This is a genomic window from Variovorax paradoxus (genome assembly GCF_000834655.1).
GTDB lineage: Bacteria > Pseudomonadota > Gammaproteobacteria > Burkholderiales > Burkholderiaceae_C > Variovorax > Variovorax paradoxus_F.
In genome coordinates this window covers 108,342-124,877 of record NZ_JXQQ01000008.1, presented here as the reverse complement: position 1 = coordinate 124,877, position 16,536 = coordinate 108,342, and the positions used below count along the sequence as shown (strand labels likewise).

At 68.4% G+C, this 16,536-nt stretch carries 16 protein-coding genes; 10 read left to right on the top strand and 6 right to left on the bottom strand.

What is annotated here, in order from left to right; genetic code table 11:
• Positions 1–4: 4 nt before the first annotated feature.
• Positions 5–817, bottom strand: coding sequence for a biotin--[acetyl-CoA-carboxylase] ligase (locus RT97_RS03160; RefSeq protein WP_042577335.1), 813 nt, complete (start codon positions 815–817; stop codon positions 5–7).
• Between the two features lie 2 nt (positions 818–819).
• On the bottom strand, positions 820–1,449 hold the full coding sequence (locus RT97_RS03155) for an SET domain-containing protein (RefSeq protein ID WP_042577334.1): 630 nt from the start codon (positions 1,447–1,449) through the stop codon (positions 820–822).
• Between the two features lie 181 nt (positions 1,450–1,630).
• Here RT97_RS03155 and RT97_RS03150 point away from each other — a divergent pair, with 181 nt between their 5' ends.
• From RT97_RS03150 to RT97_RS03140, 3 genes are all read left to right on the top strand, one after another.
• Positions 1,631–4,597, top strand: coding sequence for a DNA topoisomerase III (locus tag RT97_RS03150; protein WP_042577333.1), 2,967 nt, complete (start codon positions 1,631–1,633; stop codon positions 4,595–4,597).
• Positions 4,598–4,603: 6 nt separating this feature from the next.
• Positions 4,604–5,587: a tripartite tricarboxylate transporter substrate binding protein gene (locus RT97_RS03145; RefSeq protein ID WP_042577332.1), complete on the top strand. Its 984-nt coding sequence runs from the start codon at positions 4,604–4,606 to the stop codon at positions 5,585–5,587.
• 93 nt (positions 5,588–5,680) lie between these two features.
• Positions 5,681–5,866, top strand: a complete 186-nt coding sequence (locus RT97_RS03140) for a hypothetical protein (RefSeq protein ID WP_042577331.1) — start codon at positions 5,681–5,683, stop codon at positions 5,864–5,866.
• 12 nt (positions 5,867–5,878) lie between these two features.
• Here the strand turns inward: RT97_RS03140 and RT97_RS03135 are convergent, their stop codons facing one another.
• Positions 5,879–6,760, bottom strand: coding sequence for a gamma-glutamyl-gamma-aminobutyrate hydrolase family protein (locus RT97_RS03135; protein WP_042577330.1), 882 nt, complete (start codon positions 6,758–6,760; stop codon positions 5,879–5,881).
• Positions 6,761–6,897: 137 nt separating this feature from the next.
• On the opposite strand from RT97_RS03135, the gene RT97_RS03130 reads away from it, so the two are divergent.
• On the top strand, positions 6,898–7,953 hold the full coding sequence (locus tag RT97_RS03130; RefSeq protein ID WP_042577329.1) for a sugar phosphate isomerase/epimerase family protein: 1,056 nt from the start codon (positions 6,898–6,900) through the stop codon (positions 7,951–7,953).
• 6 nt (positions 7,954–7,959) lie between these two features.
• On the opposite strand, the gene RT97_RS03125 is transcribed toward RT97_RS03130, so the two are convergent.
• Both RT97_RS03125 and RT97_RS03120 read right to left on the bottom strand, forming a co-directional pair.
• On the bottom strand, positions 7,960–9,042 hold the full coding sequence (locus tag RT97_RS03125) for a catalase family protein (RefSeq protein WP_042577328.1): 1,083 nt from the start codon (positions 9,040–9,042) through the stop codon (positions 7,960–7,962).
• 101 nt (positions 9,043–9,143) lie between these two features.
• Entirely contained in the window at positions 9,144–10,601 is a 1,458-nt protein-coding gene (locus RT97_RS03120) for a PLP-dependent aminotransferase family protein (RefSeq protein ID WP_042577327.1), read from the bottom strand.
• 82 nt (positions 10,602–10,683) lie between these two features.
• Between RT97_RS03120 and RT97_RS03115 the strand changes: the two genes are divergently transcribed.
• From RT97_RS03115 to dbpA, 4 genes are all read left to right on the top strand, one after another.
• Positions 10,684–11,931, top strand: coding sequence for an MFS transporter (locus tag RT97_RS03115; protein WP_052810539.1), 1,248 nt, complete (start codon positions 10,684–10,686; stop codon positions 11,929–11,931).
• 389 nt (positions 11,932–12,320) lie between these two features.
• Complete coding sequence (locus RT97_RS03110; protein WP_042577326.1) at positions 12,321–12,581, top strand: hypothetical protein; 261 nt, start codon at positions 12,321–12,323, stop codon at positions 12,579–12,581.
• A gap of 60 nt (positions 12,582–12,641) precedes the next feature.
• On the top strand, positions 12,642–12,911 hold the full coding sequence (gene infA, locus RT97_RS03105) for a translation initiation factor IF-1 (protein WP_013544282.1): 270 nt from the start codon (positions 12,642–12,644) through the stop codon (positions 12,909–12,911).
• 84 nt (positions 12,912–12,995) lie between these two features.
• A complete protein-coding gene (gene dbpA, locus RT97_RS03100) occupies positions 12,996–14,435 on the top strand; it encodes an ATP-dependent RNA helicase DbpA (RefSeq protein WP_042577325.1) in 1,440 nt (479 codons plus the stop codon).
• Here dbpA and RT97_RS03095 read toward each other — a convergent pair.
• Positions 14,401–15,885 (bottom strand): MATE family efflux transporter, encoded by a 1,485-nt coding sequence (locus tag RT97_RS03095; RefSeq protein ID WP_042577324.1) that lies wholly within the window; start codon positions 15,883–15,885, stop codon positions 14,401–14,403. The genes dbpA and RT97_RS03095 overlap by 35 nt on opposite strands.
• 59 nt (positions 15,886–15,944) lie before the next feature.
• Here RT97_RS03095 and RT97_RS33365 point away from each other — a divergent pair, with 59 nt between their 5' ends.
• Both RT97_RS33365 and RT97_RS03090 read left to right on the top strand, forming a co-directional pair.
• Entirely contained in the window at positions 15,945–16,115 is a 171-nt protein-coding gene (locus tag RT97_RS33365) for a hypothetical protein (RefSeq protein ID WP_172672148.1), read from the top strand.
• A gap of 85 nt (positions 16,116–16,200) precedes the next feature.
• Positions 16,201–16,521: a hypothetical protein gene (locus RT97_RS03090; protein ID WP_042577323.1), complete on the top strand. Its 321-nt coding sequence runs from the start codon at positions 16,201–16,203 to the stop codon at positions 16,519–16,521.
• Positions 16,522–16,536: the final 15 nt, after the last annotated feature.

The following is a 16,536-nucleotide window of genomic DNA, read 5'->3' as shown; positions in this document are numbered from 1 at the left end:
TTGTTCAGAAAGCCATGCCGCGAGGGCGCACGCTCACTTCGTCGCTCGTAATGATCTGCAGGCCCTCGGCCGTGCGCACCTGCAGTTCGCCGCTCCAGGCCACGCCTTCGCAGAGTCCCGCGGTGCCGTCGCTGAGCACCACCTCGCGGCCGCGCAGCACGTCGCGCGCGGCAAAGCGTTCGGCAAATTGCGCGAAGCCTTGCGCCTCGAAGGCGAGCACGCTGCGCACCAGCGGCTCGGCCAGCTCGCGCAGCACCTCGGGCGCGGTCGCATCGGGGCGCCACTGATTCAGCCAGGCCGGCGGTGTGCGCATGCCGTCGGCTTCGCGCGCGCCGATGTTGATGCCGATGCCGATCACCACGTAGCGCTGCGCACCGGGTCCGCCCGCGTGCGGCAAGGCGGTCTCGATGAGGATGCCGACCAGCTTGCGGTCGTTCACCCAGATGTCGTTGGGCCACTTGAGGCCGATCTTGAGCACGCCCGATGGGTCGAGGCTCTCGGCCACGGTGACACCGACCGCGAGCGACAGGCCCGACCAGTCGGCCGGCGCGAGCGGCAGGCCGAGCGAGAACAGCAGCGACGTCGGCTCCTGCCCTGGTTGCGCGCTCTGCCACGCGCGGCCAAGGCGGCCGCGGCCCGCGGTCTGGTGCTCGGCCACCAGCAGCACCGGCTCGATGCGGCCGGCGCGCGCGCGGCGCATGAGTTCGGTGTTGGTGGAATCGATCTCGGCCACCGCCTCGACCGCGAAACCGGGCAGCAGCGGCGCCACCGCAGCGGCGATCCGGTCTTCGTGCCAGGCGGCCGTGGTGTTGCCCATGCTCAATCCTTGCCGGACTTGTCCTTCTTGGACTTCTTTTTCTCGTCTTTTTTCTCAGCCTTCTTTTCGGCTTTCTTGTCGGCCTTCTTGGCTTCTTTCTTCTCGGCCTTTTTCTTTTCAGCCTTCTTCCTGGCTTTCTTCTTCTTTTTCTTTTCTTCGTCCTCATCCTTGGGCGTCAAGAGCGTGCCGCGGCACTGCTCGGAACCGCACCAGCAAGGAAATTCGGACAGGAGCTTTTCGGTATAGGGCTCGTCGATGATCAGGCCGTAGTCGTAATTGAGCTCTTCTCCTGCAGCGATGTTGCGCAGTGCCTTGATATAAACGCGCCCATCGACTTCGTCGGCCTCGCAGTTCGGCTCGCACGAGTGGTTGATCCAGCGGGCGTCGTTGCCCTTGACGTTGCCGTCGATCACGCGGCCATCGTCGATGTGGAAATAGAAGGTGTGGTTCGGCTGGGCCGGGTCGTGCGGATGGCGGCGCAGCGCCTCTTTCCAGTTGATGACCTCGCCCTTGTATTCGATCAGCGTTTCGCCTTCGGCCAGGTCCTGTACGGCGAACACGCCGTTGCCATGGACATCCGAGCGCCGCATCTGGATGCGGCGGCCGGCGAATTGTGGGGATTTGGAAGGCATCGCCGAAGTCTGTTAGTTTGAATATGCACACATGCGCGTGTGCGCGTGCGCACACGCGGGAAGCCGCAGATTGTATGTGGCCCCCACGCTCCCGCACTGCGTGTCGTCGCTGCCCCCCGAGGGGGCCGCAAGCCGCCTTGAGGCGGCTCGGCGCCGGCCTGAACTTTTTTAGGAATTGTTGATGAAGACGTTGGTAATCGCAGAAAAGCCGTCGGTGGCACAGGACATCGTCCGTGCCCTCACGCCGGTGGCCGGCAAATTCGACAAACATGACGAGCATTTCGAGAACGACAGCTATGTCGTGACCAGCGCTGTCGGTCACCTGGTCGAAATCCAGGCGCCCGAGGAGTTCGACGTCAAGCGGGGCAAGTGGAGCTTCGCCAACCTCCCCGTGATCCCGCCGCACTTCGACCTGAAGCCGGTCGACAAGACCAAGACGCGCCTGAACGCGGTGGTCAAGCAGGCCAAGCGCAAGGACGTGACGCAACTCATCAACGCCTGCGACGCGGGCCGCGAGGGCGAGCTGATCTTCCGGCTGATCGAGCAGTACGCCGGCGGCAAGAGCCCGCTGGGCAAGCCGGTCAAGCGCCTGTGGCTGCAGTCGATGACGCCGCAGGCGATCCGCGACGGCTTCGATGCGCTGCGTACCGAAAAGCAGATGCAGGGCTTGGCCGACGCCGCGCGTTCGCGCTCGGAGGCCGACTGGCTGGTGGGCATCAACGGCACGCGCGCCATGACGGCATTCAATTCGCGCGACGGCGGCTTCTTCCTCACAACCGTGGGCCGCGTGCAGACGCCGACGCTGTCGGTGGTGGTGGAGCGCGAGGAGCAGATCCGCAAGTTCGTCTCGCGCGACTACTGGGAAATCCACGGCAGCTTCGCGGCCGAGGCGGGCGAGTACCCGGGCAAGTGGTTCAACCCCGACTGGAAGAAGGCGAATGCGCCGCTTCTGGCCAACGGCGAACCCGATGCCGAGCAGCGCGCAGACCGCGTCTGGAACGAGCAGGAAGCCATCGCCATCGCCAACGCCGCGCGCGGCAAGCCCGCCACGGTGACCGAGGAGAGCAAGCCCACCACGCAGGCCTCGCCGATGCTGTTCGACCTGACCTCGCTGCAGCGCGAGGCCAACGGCCGCTTCGGCTTCAGCGCCAAGACCACGCTGGCGCTGGCGCAGAGCCTGTACGAACGCCACAAGGCGCTGACCTACCCGCGTACCGATTCGCGCGCGCTGCCCGAAGACTATCTCCCGGTGGTCAAGGACACCATGGGCATGCTGGCCAACAGCGGCATGAAGCACCTGGCGCCGTTCGCCAAGCAGGCGGTCGACGGCAACTACGTCAAGCCCAACAAGCGCATCTTCGACAACGCCAAGGTGTCGGATCACTTTGCGATCATCCCGACGCTGCAGGCCCCCAGCGGCCTGAGCGAAGCCGAGCAGAAGCTCTACGACTTCGTCGTGCGGCGCTTTCTCTCGGTGTTCTTCCCGAGCGCCGAATACCAGGTCACCACGCGCATCAGCACGGTGGAAGAGGGGGGCAAGAAGTACCCGTTCCGCACCGACGGCAAGGTGCTGGTCAAGCCGGGCTGGCTCGCCATCTATGGCAAGGAAGCCCAGGACGACGAGAAGGAAGACGACAAGGACGGCAAGCGCCTCGTGCCGGTGAAGCCGGGCGAGATCGTCCGCACCGAGTCGGCAGACACCAAGGGCCTGAAGACGCGCCCGCCCGCGCGCTACTCCGAAGCGACGCTGCTCGGCGCCATGGAAGGCGCGGGCAAGACCATCGACGACGACGAGCTGCGCGAAGCGATGCAGGAGAAGGGCCTGGGCACGCCAGCCACGCGCGCGGCCACCATCGAAGGGCTGATCACCGAGAAGTACATGCTGCGCGAAGGCCGCGAGCTGATTCCGACGGCCAAGGCCTTCCAGCTCATGACGCTGCTGCGCGGCCTGGGCGTGGAAGAACTCTCCAAGGCCGAGCTCACCGGCGAGTGGGAATACAAGCTCGCGCAGATGGAGAAGGGCGCCTTGAGCCGCGATGCCTTCATGCGCGAGATCGCCCAGATGACCGAGCACATCGTCAAGAAGGCCAAGGAGTACGACCGCGACACCGTGCCGGGCGACTACGCCACGCTCTCGACGCCTTGCCCCAACTGCGGCGGCATCGTGCGCGAAAACTACCGCCGCTACGGCTGCGTGGGCAAGAGCGGCACGGGCGAGGACGCCTGCGGCTTCTCGTTCGGCAAGTCGCCGGCCGGGCGCACCTTCGAGGTGGCCGAGGCCGAGGCGCTCCTGCGCGACAAGCACATCGGCCCGCTGGAAGGCTTCCGCTCCAAGGCGGGCTGGCCCTTCACCGCCGAGATCATCCTCAAGTACGACGAGGAAGAGTCGAAGAACTGGAAGCTGGAGTTCGACTTCGGCGACGACAAGAACGGCGACACCGGCGAGATCGTCGACTTCAGCGAGCAGGACACCGTGGGCCCGTGCCCGGTGTGCGGCGCGCCGGTGTTCGAGCACGGCAGCAACTACGTCTGCGAGAAGTCGGTGCCGACCAACGCGCAGCCGACGCCCAGCTGCACGTTCAAGACAGGCAAGATCATCCTGCAGCAGCCGGTGGAACGCGCGCAGATGGAAAAGCTGCTGGCCACCGGCAAGACCGACCTGCTCGACAAGTTCGTGAGCATGCGCACGCGCCGCGCCTTCAAGGCTTTCCTCACCTGGAACGCCGACGAAGGCAAGGTGACCTTCGAATTCGCGCCGCGCGAGGGAGGCAGCAAGTTCCCGCCGCGCAAGACCTTCGGCAAGCCGGCGGCAAAGACCGCGGCCGCCAAGAAGGTCGCCGCGAAGAAGACGCCTGCGGCCAAGAAGGCACCGGCGGCAAAGAAGGCGGCCGCGCCGCGCAAGCCGGGCGCGGGCCTCAAGCCCAGCGACTCGCTGGCCGCGGTGATCGGCGCCGAACCGGTGGCGCGCACCGAGGTCATCAAGAAGCTGTGGGACTACATCAAGGCCAACGGCCTGCAGGACGCGACCAACAAGCGCGCGATCAATGCCGACGCGAAGTTGAAGCCGGTGTTCGGCAAGGACCAGGTGACGATGTTCGAACTCGCGGGCATCGTGGGCAAGCACCTCTCGGCGCCCGACGCGGCCTGACGCGGCATGCAGCGCCGACACATCGCCACCGCACTTGCCGCCGCAGCGATGCTGCTGGGCGGCGCGGGCCTTGCCCAAGCCGCCGCATGGCCTGACAGGCCCGTCAAGCTGGTCGTGCCTTTCCCGTCGGGACAGGCCACCGACATCTTCGCCCGCGCGCTCGCAGAGCAACTGGGCAAGCGGCTGGGCCAGCCCGTGATCATCGACAACAAGGCCGGGGCGGGCAGCAACATCGGCACCGAGTTCGTGGTGCGCGCGCCGCCCGACGGCTACACGCTGGTGGTGGCCGGGAGCGCGATGGCGGTGAACCAGACGCTCTATGCCAAGCCGGGCTTCGATCCGCGCCGCGACCTGGTCGGCATCTCGCTCGTCGCGAAGGTGCCGCTGGTGTTTCTGGCCACGCCCGAGAGCGGCATCCGCACGCTGGCCGACCTCACGGCACGTGCCAAGGCCGAGCCCGGAAAGCTCAGCTACGCGAGCGCCGGCATCGGCGGCACGCAGCACCTGTCGGGCGAGATGTACAAGTCGGCGGCGCACGTGTTCATCACGCACATTCCGTACCGCGGCAGCGGGCCGGCGCAGTCGGACTTCCTGGGCAACCAGGTGCCGCTGATGATCGATTCGGTGACGGCCGCGCTGCCGCACATCAAGGCGGGAAAGGCCGTTGCGCTCGCGGTGACTTCCGCCACGCGCTCGTCGCAATTGCCCGAGGTGCCCACCGTGCGCGAAAGCGGCGTGGCAGGCACGAAGAACTTCGAAGCCGTCGGCTGGCTCGGCCTGATGGCGCCGCGCGGCACGCCGCCCGACATCGTCGAACGGCTGAACCACGAGGTGACCGACATCCTCAAGAGCGAGCAGATGGCGCGCTTCATCCGCGAGCGCGGCTCCGAACCTGCGCCGACGAGCGGCGCCGAATTCGACCGCTTCGTGGCGAGCGAGATCGGACTGTGGGGCGCGGCGGTCAAGGCATCGGGCGCGAAACCCGAGTGATGGCCATGGACCGTCGTCGGCTGTGTTGTTACAAGACCGGGCGGGACGCCCGCCTATAGTGGCCCGCAGTCCCAACCATTCCTGGAGTTTTCCGTGAAGTCATTCATTGCAGCTGTGTTCGCCCTCGCGATGGGCGCCTTGGTGGCGGGATGCGCCGGCACCGGCTCGGCAGGCTCGACCGCGGGTGCCTCCGGCGCTTCGTCCGGCAGCGGCGTCACCGTGTTCGGCACCATCGACGCCGGCGTCAGCGGCAGCACGAACCGCTCCGACCGCCGCTAGGCGGCCTGCGCGTCAGCGCCGCAGCAGCGCCTGGCGCAGCACCCGCGCCGCGCGGTCGCGGATCTTGCCGGAGCTCGAACGCGGCGGCGTCTTCGGCGCGACCTTGGCGGTCGCACAGGCCCACAGGAAGTCATGCAGGATGGGCGTGTCGTCGACCGTCTCGGTGCTGCCGTACTTGTGGAATTCGGGGTGCCACTGTGTCGCGGCGATGTAGCTGCGGCCGCGCTCGGGCCGGCGGCGGATGGCCTCGGGCACACGGTCGGGCAGGCTCCAGGCCTCGATCTCGAACCCCGGGGCGAGCCCCTTGATGCCTTGGTGATGGATGCTGTTGACGCGCGCTGTTTCCACCTGCGGGTAGAGCTTCGAGAGGCGCGTGCCCTGCACGATCTCGATCTCGTGGAAGTTCTGGTCGTAGGTCACCGGGTCGCGGTGGCGCAGGCCGCCTTCGTGCTGCTCCTCGATGTCCTGGTAGAGCGTGCCGCCGAAGGCCACGTTGATGAGCTGCAGCCCGCGGCACACGCCGAACACGGGCTTTCCGGCCTGCTCGAAGGCTTCGACCAATGCCAGGTCATAGAGGTCGCGGATCTGGTCGCCGATCCACGCGTCTTTCAGCGGCACCTCGCCGTAGCTGCCGGGCCAGACGTCGGCGCCGCCGTGCATCACCACGCCGTCGAGCCATTCGGCGTAGTGCGACAGCTTGGTGTCGCCGCGCGCGGTTTCGCCGGTGGGGCAGGGCACCATCACGACCATCGCGCCGGCCGACATGAGCCAGTGCGCGATCGATTGCTCGACGTACTGCAGCGTCTTGTTGGTGAAGAGCGAGCGGGCCGGGTCGGCGTGCGAGAAGCAGGCGGACAGGCCGATCTTGAGCCGGGCGGAAACAGGTTGCGTCATCGCGGGACTGTCAGCGCGAACTGATCGGGAGGTGCGAAAAGGAAAGTCCATTGTGGCTCGTTGGCCTCTCGCACGGGGTCGGACGACACGCCAAAGTATGCTTTCAACGCCGCCACGGCGCATAAGGAAGACAAGCCATGAAAACCATCAAGGGGCCCGCCATATTCCTGGCCCAGTTCGCAGGAGACACCGCCCCCTTCGACACGCTCGACGGCATTGCCGGCTGGGCCGCCGGCCTGGGCTACAAGGGCGTGCAGATTCCGAGTTGGGACGCGCGCCTCTTCGACCTCCAGAAGGCCGCCGAAAGCAAGACCTACTGCGAGGAAGTGAAGGGCACGCTCGCCAGGCACGGGCTGGAAATCACCGAACTCTCGACGCACCTGCAGGGCCAGCTGGTCGCGGTGCACCCGGCCTACGACGCGGGCTTCGACGGCTTCGCGGCGCCCGAGGTACGCGGCGATCCGGTGCGGCGCCAGCAATGGGCCGTGCAGCAGCTGCACTTCGCGGCCAAGGCTTCGGCCAATCTCGGGCTCACGGCGCACGCGACCTTCTCGGGTGCGCTGGCATGGCCGTATCTCTATTCGTGGCCGCCGCGCCCGCCGGGACTCATCGAGGAAGCCTTCGACGAGCTCGCGCGCCGCTGGCGCCCGATCCTCGATGCCTTCGACGCGGCGGGCGTCGACGTGGGCTACGAGATCCACCCCGGCGAAGACCTGCACGACGGCGTGAGCTACGAGATGTTCCTGGAGCGCGTCGGCAACCACCCGCGCGCGTGCCTGCTGTACGACCCGAGCCACTTCATGCTGCAACAGCTGGACTACCTCGCGTACATCGACCACTACCACGAGCGCATCAAGATCTTTCACGTGAAGGACGCCGAGTTCAACCCGACCGGCAAGCAGGGCGTGTATGGCGGCTTCCAGAGCTGGATCAACCGGGCAGGGCGCTTCCGGTCGCTCGGCGACGGGCAGGTGGACTTCAAGGCCATCTTCTCGAAGATGGCGCAGTACGACTTCCCGGGATGGGCGGTGCTCGAATGGGAGTGCTGCATCAAGCACCCGGAAGACGGCGCACGCGAGGGCGCGACTTTCATCGCCGATCACATCATCCGCGTGGCCGACCGGGCCTTCGACGACTTCGCGGCGGGCGGCGTGGACGTGGCGTCGAACCGGAAGATGCTCGGCCTGGGCTGAACCTTCTCAGCGGTGCAGCGGGCACCCGTTGCGTTCGCTGCGGTAGTTCGACGAGGCGGCGTACGCGGCCTTGCGCGCGCGCATCACGTGGCCCAGCGGCCGGTGCGCGGCCAGCGCATGCCAGGGGCTGAACGCCATGCCGTCGTCGATCTCGCGCGCGAGGTCATCGCTCCAGCCGGCCTGCGGGCCGACGGTGATGCGCGCCACGGGCACGAACGGGCTCAGGTCCTGCGGCCATTCGACCGAGGCGTCTTCGACCGGCATGCGCTCCAGGTCCACGCACAGCTGCACGCGCAGCTCCCATTCGGCGGGCTGCTGCCGAACCAAGTCCATGACCGCTTCGCGCGTGCCATCGGGCTTGCCGTCCAGGTCGATGGGCTGGCCTTCCAGCGCCACCAGGTTGGCCGAGACCGGCGCGAGCTGCAGCTTCGCGATGTAGTTGCCGTAGCGAAGCGGCACCTGCGTGAAGAAGGTGGCGCCCAGCGGATGGACTTCGGGATGGCCGCCCATGGCGATCAGCGTTCCGCTCTGGCCGCCCACCGCCTCGACGGCCTTTTCCACACCCTGCAGCACGCTGGAGAGCACGCGCTTGGCGTTGGGCGCCTTGTCGGTGGTGCCGGCGAGCAGCTTCAGGCTCTTGAGGAAACCGCGCGCGTCGGGCGCGAGAAACACGGGCCCGTCGACGAACAGGAAGTCCTGGGTGGTGTGGGCTTCCGAGCCCTCGACGCGCTCGCCCTCGACGTCCAGCACCTTGAGGGCCATGCCGCGCGGCAGCGAGACGCGGTCGTCCAGCATTTCGGCGGGCGGGGTGGAGATGCGCATGACGAGCGCATGGGGGCCCGGCGTGGCGAAAAGGCCCTGGGCCAGCGGCTCGGGCAGGCCGTCGAGCACGCGCAGTTCGCCGCGCAGCAGGCCGTGGCTCTTGGCATGCACGCTGCGCGCCGCATGGCCGGTGTGATCGGCCATGGTGCGCGACATGCCAAGGAGCGTGCCGACAAGCTCGGCCTGGGTCTGGAGTTCGTCGTCGGCCACCGTTTCCACGGACGGGTCGAAGCGCACGGGGGCGGTGGAAAGCGTGGCGGTGTTCATCGGGAATGTTCTTTCTTCGGCTTGCAACCGCCCCACGATCAGGCGCGCCTGCCGGGCGCCGTGTAGGAGCGCAGCGCCAATGCGTGCACGAACGCCAGCGCTCAGAGCAGCGCGGCGAGGCGGCGGATCGCGCCGTCGATCTGCGATTCGTCGATCAGCCCGTAGCCGAATGCAAGGCCGTTGGGGGCATCGGGGGCCAGAGGGTCGAGCGCGAAGCGCGAGAGCGGCGGCAGCGTGATGCCGGCCGCGGCAGCGTGTTCGACCACCGCGTGGTCGCGTGTGCCGGTGCGCAGCCACGCCGACAGGTGCAGCCCCGCATCGGACGGAATCACCTCGAGCCGCCCCGCGCCGTGCCGCTCCAGCGCCTCGAGCAACGCGTCGCGGCGCGCGCCGTAGACCTTGCGCATCTTGCGGATGTGACGCGCCAGGTGCCCTTCGGCGATGAAGGCGGCGAGCGCCTCCTGCCCGAGCACCGGGCCGTGCCAGTCGGCCAGCTCGCGCGCCCGCACCAGCGCCGCGCGCGCCCACGGCGGCGCGACCACGAAGCCCAGGCGCAGCGCGGGGAACAGGCTCTTGGAGAACGTGCCGACGTAGCAGACCGACTCGGCGCGGTCGAGCGTCTGCAGCGCATCGAGCGGGCGGCCGGCGAAGCGGAATTCGCTGTCGTAGTCGTCCTCGATGACCACCGCATTGCGCGCCCGCGCGAAGGCCAGGAGCGCCGCGCGGCGTTGCGGCGACATCGCGACGCCGGTGGGGAACTGGTGCGAGGGCGTCACGCAGATCACGCGCACCTCGGGCGGCAGGCGGTCGACGCACAGGCCCTCGACATCGGTCGGCACGGTGGCCACCTTGGCGCCCGCGGCGGTCATGGCCTCGCGCAGCGACGGATAGAAAAGCTGCTCCACCGCGACCACCGTGCGCCCCGGCACGACGAGGATGCGCGCGAGCAGCCCGAAGGCCTGCTGCGCGCCGGCGGTGACCACGATGTCGTCAGCCGTGCAGCCGACCGCGCGCGTGAACGACACGTGCCCGGCGATCGCCTCGCGCAGCGCGGCCTGGCCCTGCGGCTCGGCGTAGTCGGCCGGCTCCTGTGCGATGCGGCGCAGCGCGCGGTCGGACAGGCGGCGCCAGATGTCGAAGGGGAACGCGCCGATGTCCGGCAGGCCGACGCGGAAGTCGTCGCGCGCGCGTTGCGGCTGCAGCGTCGGCGCGAGGTCCGCGCCCGGCACGTTGAGCGGCACCAGCCGCGGATCGCGCCTGCCGGATGCGCCCTTGGACGTGCGGCCGCGGCGCGACCGCGGCAGCGTATCGGCCACGTAGGTGCCGGCGCCGGGGCGCGCCAGCAGGTAGCCCTCGCTCAGCAGCAGGTCGTAGGCCGCGAGCATGGTGTTGCGCGACACGCCCAGCCGCCCGGCGAGCGCGCGCGTGGCGGGCAGGCGCGCCCCGGGCTGCAGGCGGCCGTCGAGGATGGCGTCGCGCAGTTGCCGGTGCACCTCGCGCAGCAGGTCGCGCGAGCCGGCGCCCGGCAGGCGGATGGCGAGTTCGAAAAGTGGCTCCATGAACTTCGCTGATTGTGGTTCTTTTGAAGAGCCAATCGCAAGCCTAATCTGGAGGCCTCAGAACGCTCACCGGAGTCTCGTCATGAACACCGAATCCCTCGCCGCCCCGCCGGCGCAACCGGCCGCACGCCTGCCCATCGGCCTCGCGTGGCTGGCGCTGGGCGCCTTCGCCATCGGCACCGAAAGCTTCATGGTCGCCGGCCTGCTGCCGGTGCTCGCGGCCGACCTGCAGGTGAGCGCTGCGCGCGCCGGTCAACTGGTGCTGCTGTTCGCGCTGAGCTACGCCATCGGCTCGCCGGTGATGGCCGCGCTGTTCGCGCGCTTCGGCCGCCGGCCCTTGCTGATCGCCAGCCTGGCGGCGTTTTCGGGCATCACGCTGGCGGCGTCGATGGCGCACGGGTTCGCGCAGTTGGCGCTGGCGCGCATCGCGCTGGGACTGGTGGCCGGCGTGTTCCTGCCGACCGCGAGCGCGGTGGCCGCGTCGATGGTGTCGCCCGCGCTGCGCGGCCGGGCGCTCGCCATCGTGACGGGCGGCGGCACGGTGGCGGTCGCGCTCGGTGTTCCGCTGGGCGCATGGATCGCGGGCTGGGGCGGCTGGCGCTCGGCCTACCTGGTGATCGCCGGGGTGGCGGCGCTGGCCACCTGGGGCCTGGCCGTCGGCTTGCCGCGCGGCCTGGCAGCGGCTCCGGCTGCCGCCGCGCGCACGCCGTCGTTCTCGGTGGCGCGCGAACCCGGCGTGCTGCCGGCGCTGCTGACCACCATGCTGTGGGCGACGGGCGGCTTCAGTTTCTACACCTACGTCGCGCTGTTCTTGTCGGGCACGCTCGGCTTCGGCGCCGAGGGGGTGGGCGCGGTGTTCTTCGCCATCGGAATCGCGGCCGCGGTCGGCACCGCGGTCGGCGGCTGGGCGACCGATCGCTTCGGCGCCGACCGCATGGCGCAGGGCTTTGCGCTGATGCTGGTGGTGATCCTGGGCGGACTGTCGCTCTCGGCGCAGATGCTGCCGCGCGACCTGGCGCTGCCGATGGTCGTGGGGCTGTCGGCGCTCTGGGGTTTTGCGGGCTGGGGCTTCGGCCCCGCACAGGCGGTGCGGCTGATCCGCCTGGCACCGGACCGCGCCCCGATGACGCTGTCGCTCAACGCCTCGGCGGTCTACCTGGGCATTGCGGCGGGCTCGGCGCTGGGCGGGACTGTGATCGACCTGTTCGGCGTGAGCGCCGTGGGTTGGGCCGGCGCCGCCAGCCAGCTCGTGGGACTGGGCCTGATGTTGCGCACGGCCCACAGGTCGCGGGGCGCGCCTTCTTCGCAGACATCGCCGCTGGCTGCCTGATTGCGGCGTGTTTCGCTATATTTTCGATAGCACGCTCCACAGGAACGACCGCTGTTCAGGGGCCCATTGGGCCTCGGCTTGTTTTTAAGACGAGCAACTGTCATGCCCGTCAAGCTATAATGGCGGGTTCGTTTCGATACCACGACGAAGCACTTCGTCATATTGCCGGCTGACCTGCACTGTCCCTTGGATTTTTCAGGCCCCCTCACTTTCAGCCGGCTCCACAGTGTGTTGGAGCGCCAGACCGGGCGCCCATGATTGCCACCACTGCCTTCGTTCTTGTTGAAGCGAATAGCGCGTTCGCCGCGCCATTCCGGCCGGCCCACGCCCGTTTTCAATTATTTTTCAGGTACTTCGCGTCCAACATTCGCGCGCTGTGCCAAGGCTTCATGGACATCATTCAACACAGTATCGCGGTGGGCAAGTACCTTGTTTCCCCGCTCATTCGACACCAGGACGACGGCAATTTCGCCGCTTCCGTCTCGATCCGCTCGGGCCACGGCAGCGGCATGCACGACCGCGTGATGCGTTTCACGCCGCGTTTTGCGAGCCACGCCGCCGCCGTCGGCTATGCCATCGACCAAGGCCTGGGCTGGGTGCGCGAGCGCAACACGCGCCAGGCACCGCTCGCCTTGCCGTGCGCAGGCTGAAACAATCACGCCCATCTTCATATCCAACACACATCGAACGAGATTCAGAGGTAACCAAGCATGCCCAAGGAAGAACTGATCGAAATGAACGGCGCAGTGACCGAAGTCCTGCCCGACTCGCGCTACCGCGTCACGCTGGACAACGGCCATCAGCTGATCGCCTACAGCGGCGGCAAGATGCGCAAGCACCACATCCGCATCCTGGCGGGTGACAAGGTGTCGCTCGAACTCTCGCCCTACGACCTGACCAAGGGTCGCATCACCTTCCGTCACCTGGAGCGTCGCGGCCCGCCGCCGACCTCCGGCGGCAACAACTCTCCCCGCCGCTGACCCGCGACGGACGACAGGCCTTGCGGCACCCCGCGATGGGTGCCGCAAGGCCTTTGTCTTTCCCGGGTCCCGGCTGCTGAAACGATGACTACCACCAACACCGCAGCCGACGGCCCTCAAGCCGAAAACGGCTTTGCCACGCTGGCGCTTTCGCCCCAGATGCTGGCCAACCTCACCCAGCTGGGCTACACGCAGATGACGGCCATCCAGGCCGCCGCACTGCCGCCGGCGCTGCTCGGCAAGGACCTGATCGCCCAGGCCAAGACCGGCAGCGGCAAGACCGCCGCCTTCGCCCTGGCGCTGCTTTCCAACCTGAACCCGCGCCGCTTCGCCATCCAGGCGATGGTGCTGTGCCCGACGCGCGAGCTGGCCGACCAGGTCACGACCGAGATCCGGCGCCTCGCGCGTGCGGAAGAAAACGTCAAGGTGGTCACGCTCTGCGGCGGCGTCGCGCTGCGCGGGCAGATCGCCAGCCTAAAGCACGGCGCGCACATCGTCGTGGGCACGCCGGGCCGGATCATGGACCACCTGGAGCGCGGCAACCTCGACCTCTCGGCGCTCAACACGCTGGTGCTCGACGAGGCCGACCGCATGCTGGACATGGGCTTCTTCGACGACATCGTGAAGGTGGCGCGCCAGTGCCCGAAGGAACGCCAGACGCTGCTGTTTTCGGCCACGTACCCCGAAGGCATCGCCAGGCTCGCGCAGCAGTTCATGAAGAGCCCGCAGCAGATCACGGTGCAGGCGCAGCACGAAGGCAGCAAGATCCGCCAGCGCTGGTACCAGGTGAAAGACAGCGAGCGGCTGCACACCGTGAGCCTGCTGCTCGACCACTTCCGCCCCGTGAGCACGCTGGCCTTCTGCAACACCAAGCAGCAGTGCCGCGACCTCGTCGAGGTGCTGCAGGCGCAGGGCTTCAGCGCGCTGGCGCTCTTCGGCGAACTGGAGCAGCGCGAGCGCGACCAGGTGCTGGTTCAGTTCGCCAACCGCAGCTGCTCGGTGCTGGTGGCCACCGACGTGGCGGCACGCGGCCTGGACATCTCGCACCTCGAAGCGGTCATCAACGTCGACGTGACGCCGGATTCCGAAATCCACATCCACCGCGTCGGCCGCACCGGTCGCGTGGGCCAGTCGGGCGATGCCGAAGGCCTCGCGCTCAACCTGGCCAGCATGAACGAGATGGGCAGCGTCGGGAAGATCGAGCAGCTGCAGGGCCGCGAGTCCGAATGGCACGAGCTGGCCGAGCTCACGCCGGCCAAGGGCGCGCCGCTGCAGCCGCCGATGGCCACGCTGCAGATCGTGGGCGGGCGCAAGGAAAAGATCCGCGCCGGCGACGTGCTGGGCGCGCTCACTGGCGACTGCGGCTACACGAAGGACCAGGTCGGCAAGATCAACGTCAACGAGTTCTCGACGTACGTGGCGGTGGACCGCGCCATCGCCGCAGAAGCCGCACGCAAGCTCGGCAGCGGCCGCGTCAAGGGCAAGTCGGTCAAGGTGCGGCTGCTGACGCTGCAGGACCAGTAACGGCAGCAGGCTGCGGCGTCGCGAGTGCCGCGGTCTCGCCATGCGCCGAAGTCGGCGCCACCGGCGCGTCGAGCACCGGTGCAGGCGCCTTCATCGACGGCTCCTGCCGCGCCAGTTTGGCCGCCAGGCGGAACGCCACCACCACCGCCAGCAACCCGAAGATCGACGAGCCCACGGCCTGCCCGACGAGCACCCCGGCCGCGCCGTGGTGCGAGCCCCACCAGGCGAACGGAATCGTGCCCAGCGTCGCGCGCCCCCAGTTGAAGAAGGTCGACAACAGCGGATGCCCGAGGTTGTTGAACGAGGCGTTCGCCACGAACAACCCGCCCGAAAAGAAGAAGCTCGCCGCGAGCCAGGTGCAGAAGAGCGCGATCAATTCGGCCGCCTGCCCCTCGGCCGAGAACGCGCGGATCAGCACGCCCTGTCCCAGCGCCAGCACGAGCCAGGCAACGGCCACCGAGGCCACCATGAACAGCAGGCTGTCGCGCAGCCCCTCCTGCACGCGGCGGTACTGGCCGGCGCCGAGGTTCTGCGCCAGGATCGGCCCGACCGCGCCGCTCAGCGCGTAGACCAGCCCGAAGGCCACCGGGCTCAACCGGTCGATGGTCGCCGCGCCCGCCACCGCCGACGGACCGAACTGCGCGATCGCATGCGTGACGAACGCGGCGCCCACGGGCGTCGCGAGGTTCGTCAGCACCGCCGGCCCCGCAACGCCCGCGAGGGCACGCGCGTCGCCCGCCAGCCGCGGCGCCTCGAAGCGCCCGAGCATGCGGTGCTTCACCATCACGCCATGCAGCCCGATGGCCGCGAGCACCATTCGCGAGACCACCGCGCTGATGGCCGCGCCGTCGAGCCCCAGCCCGAAACCGAAGATCAATATGGGATCGAGCACCGCCGTCACGAACGCCGCCGCGAGCGTGACCGTCATCGAGCGGCGCGCATCGCCGATGGAGCGCAGCAGCGCCGAGCACGCCATGCCCAGGCCCAAGAGCGGCAGCGTGTGCACGGTCACCGCGAGGTAGCGCTGCGCGAGCCGCGCCGTCTCGCCTTCGGCACCGAGCGCGTGCAGGGCAGGGTGCAGGAAGAAGGCCGTGCCGCTGCCCACCACCACCGAGGCGGCCGTCATCAGCACGAGGCTCGATGTGGCGATGCGCCGCGCATCCGCCGCGCGGCCGGCGCCCACGGTGCGCGAGACCACGGCTGCGATGCCGATGGTCAGCCCGATGCACAGCGACGCATGAAAGAACCCCACCACGCCCGCGAAACCGACCGCCGCCGCCGTCTCTTTTTCCCCGAGCAGCGAGATGTAGAAGAGGTTGATCAGGTCGACCGCGAACACCGCGATCAGCCCGATGGCACCGGTGCCCGCCATCACGCAAACGTGGCGCAGGAGCGAACCCGAAACGAAGCGCGGACGCTCGACGGCACCCGCCGTTTCGGTTATTGGCATATGAAATCCTCGATGTGGCCTAATTGCAGGTTCGAACATTACTTTTACCCGAGCTTTTCATGCCCAAGACATTCCGTACCGAAGCCGAACGCGTTGCCACCCCGAAGCCGACGCCGCTGCCCGGCTACACGCTGCCCAAGTCCGGTGGCGGCCAGAAGGTCAGCCTGGAACGCGGCACCGCCACGCGCAGCAAGAAGAACCCCGGCAAGCGCGCCAAGAAGGGCGGCTGATCCAGCCCCTCCGGCTCCCCGGGAGCCGCGACGAACGCGCCCTCGGGCGCGTTTTGTCGTTGGGCCAGCTATAAACAAGGCCGCAATGTCCGACGACAATCAGATCTACATTCCGCCTTCGTTCTTCGCGGTCTACAGCGATGCGCGTCAGCGCCTTCGCGAACCGATCGACGTGGTCCGCGAGCGCTACGAGATCTGCGAGGACCTGGCCAACCACCTGGTGAACCATGCGCAGATCCAGCACCACACCGAGGTGCCGGTCGAGTCCGAGATCCTGCGGCGCATCCACGCGGGGCTCTCAACGCCGGAATCGGGCGTGACGCCCGGCGAGGCCGAATGGATCGTGCAGCGGCTCGCCGAGCTGCTGGGCTGGCAAGGCCCCGAGCCCGCGCCTGCCGACGACTGAAGCAGGGGCCGCGCG

What these genes read in the sequence shown, in the direction of transcription:
- RT97_RS03160 (WP_042577335.1), bottom strand. Translation starts at nt 817, where the DNA reads ATGGGCAACACCACGGCCGCCTGGCACGAAGACCGGATCGCCGCTGCG.
- RT97_RS03155 (WP_042577334.1), bottom strand. Translation starts at nt 1,449, where the DNA reads ATGCCTTCCAAATCCCCACAATTCGCCGGCCGCCGCATCCAGATGCGG.
- RT97_RS03150 (WP_042577333.1), top strand. Translation starts at nt 1,631, where the DNA reads ATGAAGACGTTGGTAATCGCAGAAAAGCCGTCGGTGGCACAGGACATC.
- RT97_RS03145 (WP_042577332.1), top strand. Translation starts at nt 4,604, where the DNA reads ATGCAGCGCCGACACATCGCCACCGCACTTGCCGCCGCAGCGATGCTG.
- RT97_RS03135 (WP_042577330.1), bottom strand. Translation starts at nt 6,760, where the DNA reads ATGACGCAACCTGTTTCCGCCCGGCTCAAGATCGGCCTGTCCGCCTGC.
- RT97_RS03130 (WP_042577329.1), top strand. Translation starts at nt 6,898, where the DNA reads ATGAAAACCATCAAGGGGCCCGCCATATTCCTGGCCCAGTTCGCAGGA.
- RT97_RS03125 (WP_042577328.1), bottom strand. Translation starts at nt 9,042, where the DNA reads ATGAACACCGCCACGCTTTCCACCGCCCCCGTGCGCTTCGACCCGTCC.
- RT97_RS03120 (WP_042577327.1), bottom strand. Translation starts at nt 10,601, where the DNA reads ATGGAGCCACTTTTCGAACTCGCCATCCGCCTGCCGGGCGCCGGCTCG.
- RT97_RS03115 (WP_052810539.1), top strand. Translation starts at nt 10,684, where the DNA reads ATGAACACCGAATCCCTCGCCGCCCCGCCGGCGCAACCGGCCGCACGC.
- RT97_RS03110 (WP_042577326.1), top strand. Translation starts at nt 12,321, where the DNA reads ATGGACATCATTCAACACAGTATCGCGGTGGGCAAGTACCTTGTTTCC.
- infA (WP_013544282.1), top strand. Translation starts at nt 12,642, where the DNA reads ATGCCCAAGGAAGAACTGATCGAAATGAACGGCGCAGTGACCGAAGTC.
- dbpA (WP_042577325.1), top strand. Translation starts at nt 12,996, where the DNA reads ATGACTACCACCAACACCGCAGCCGACGGCCCTCAAGCCGAAAACGGC.
- RT97_RS03095 (WP_042577324.1), bottom strand. Translation starts at nt 15,885, where the DNA reads ATGCCAATAACCGAAACGGCGGGTGCCGTCGAGCGTCCGCGCTTCGTT.
- RT97_RS33365 (WP_172672148.1), top strand. Translation starts at nt 15,945, where the DNA reads ATGCCCAAGACATTCCGTACCGAAGCCGAACGCGTTGCCACCCCGAAG.
- RT97_RS03090 (WP_042577323.1), top strand. Translation starts at nt 16,201, where the DNA reads ATGTCCGACGACAATCAGATCTACATTCCGCCTTCGTTCTTCGCGGTC.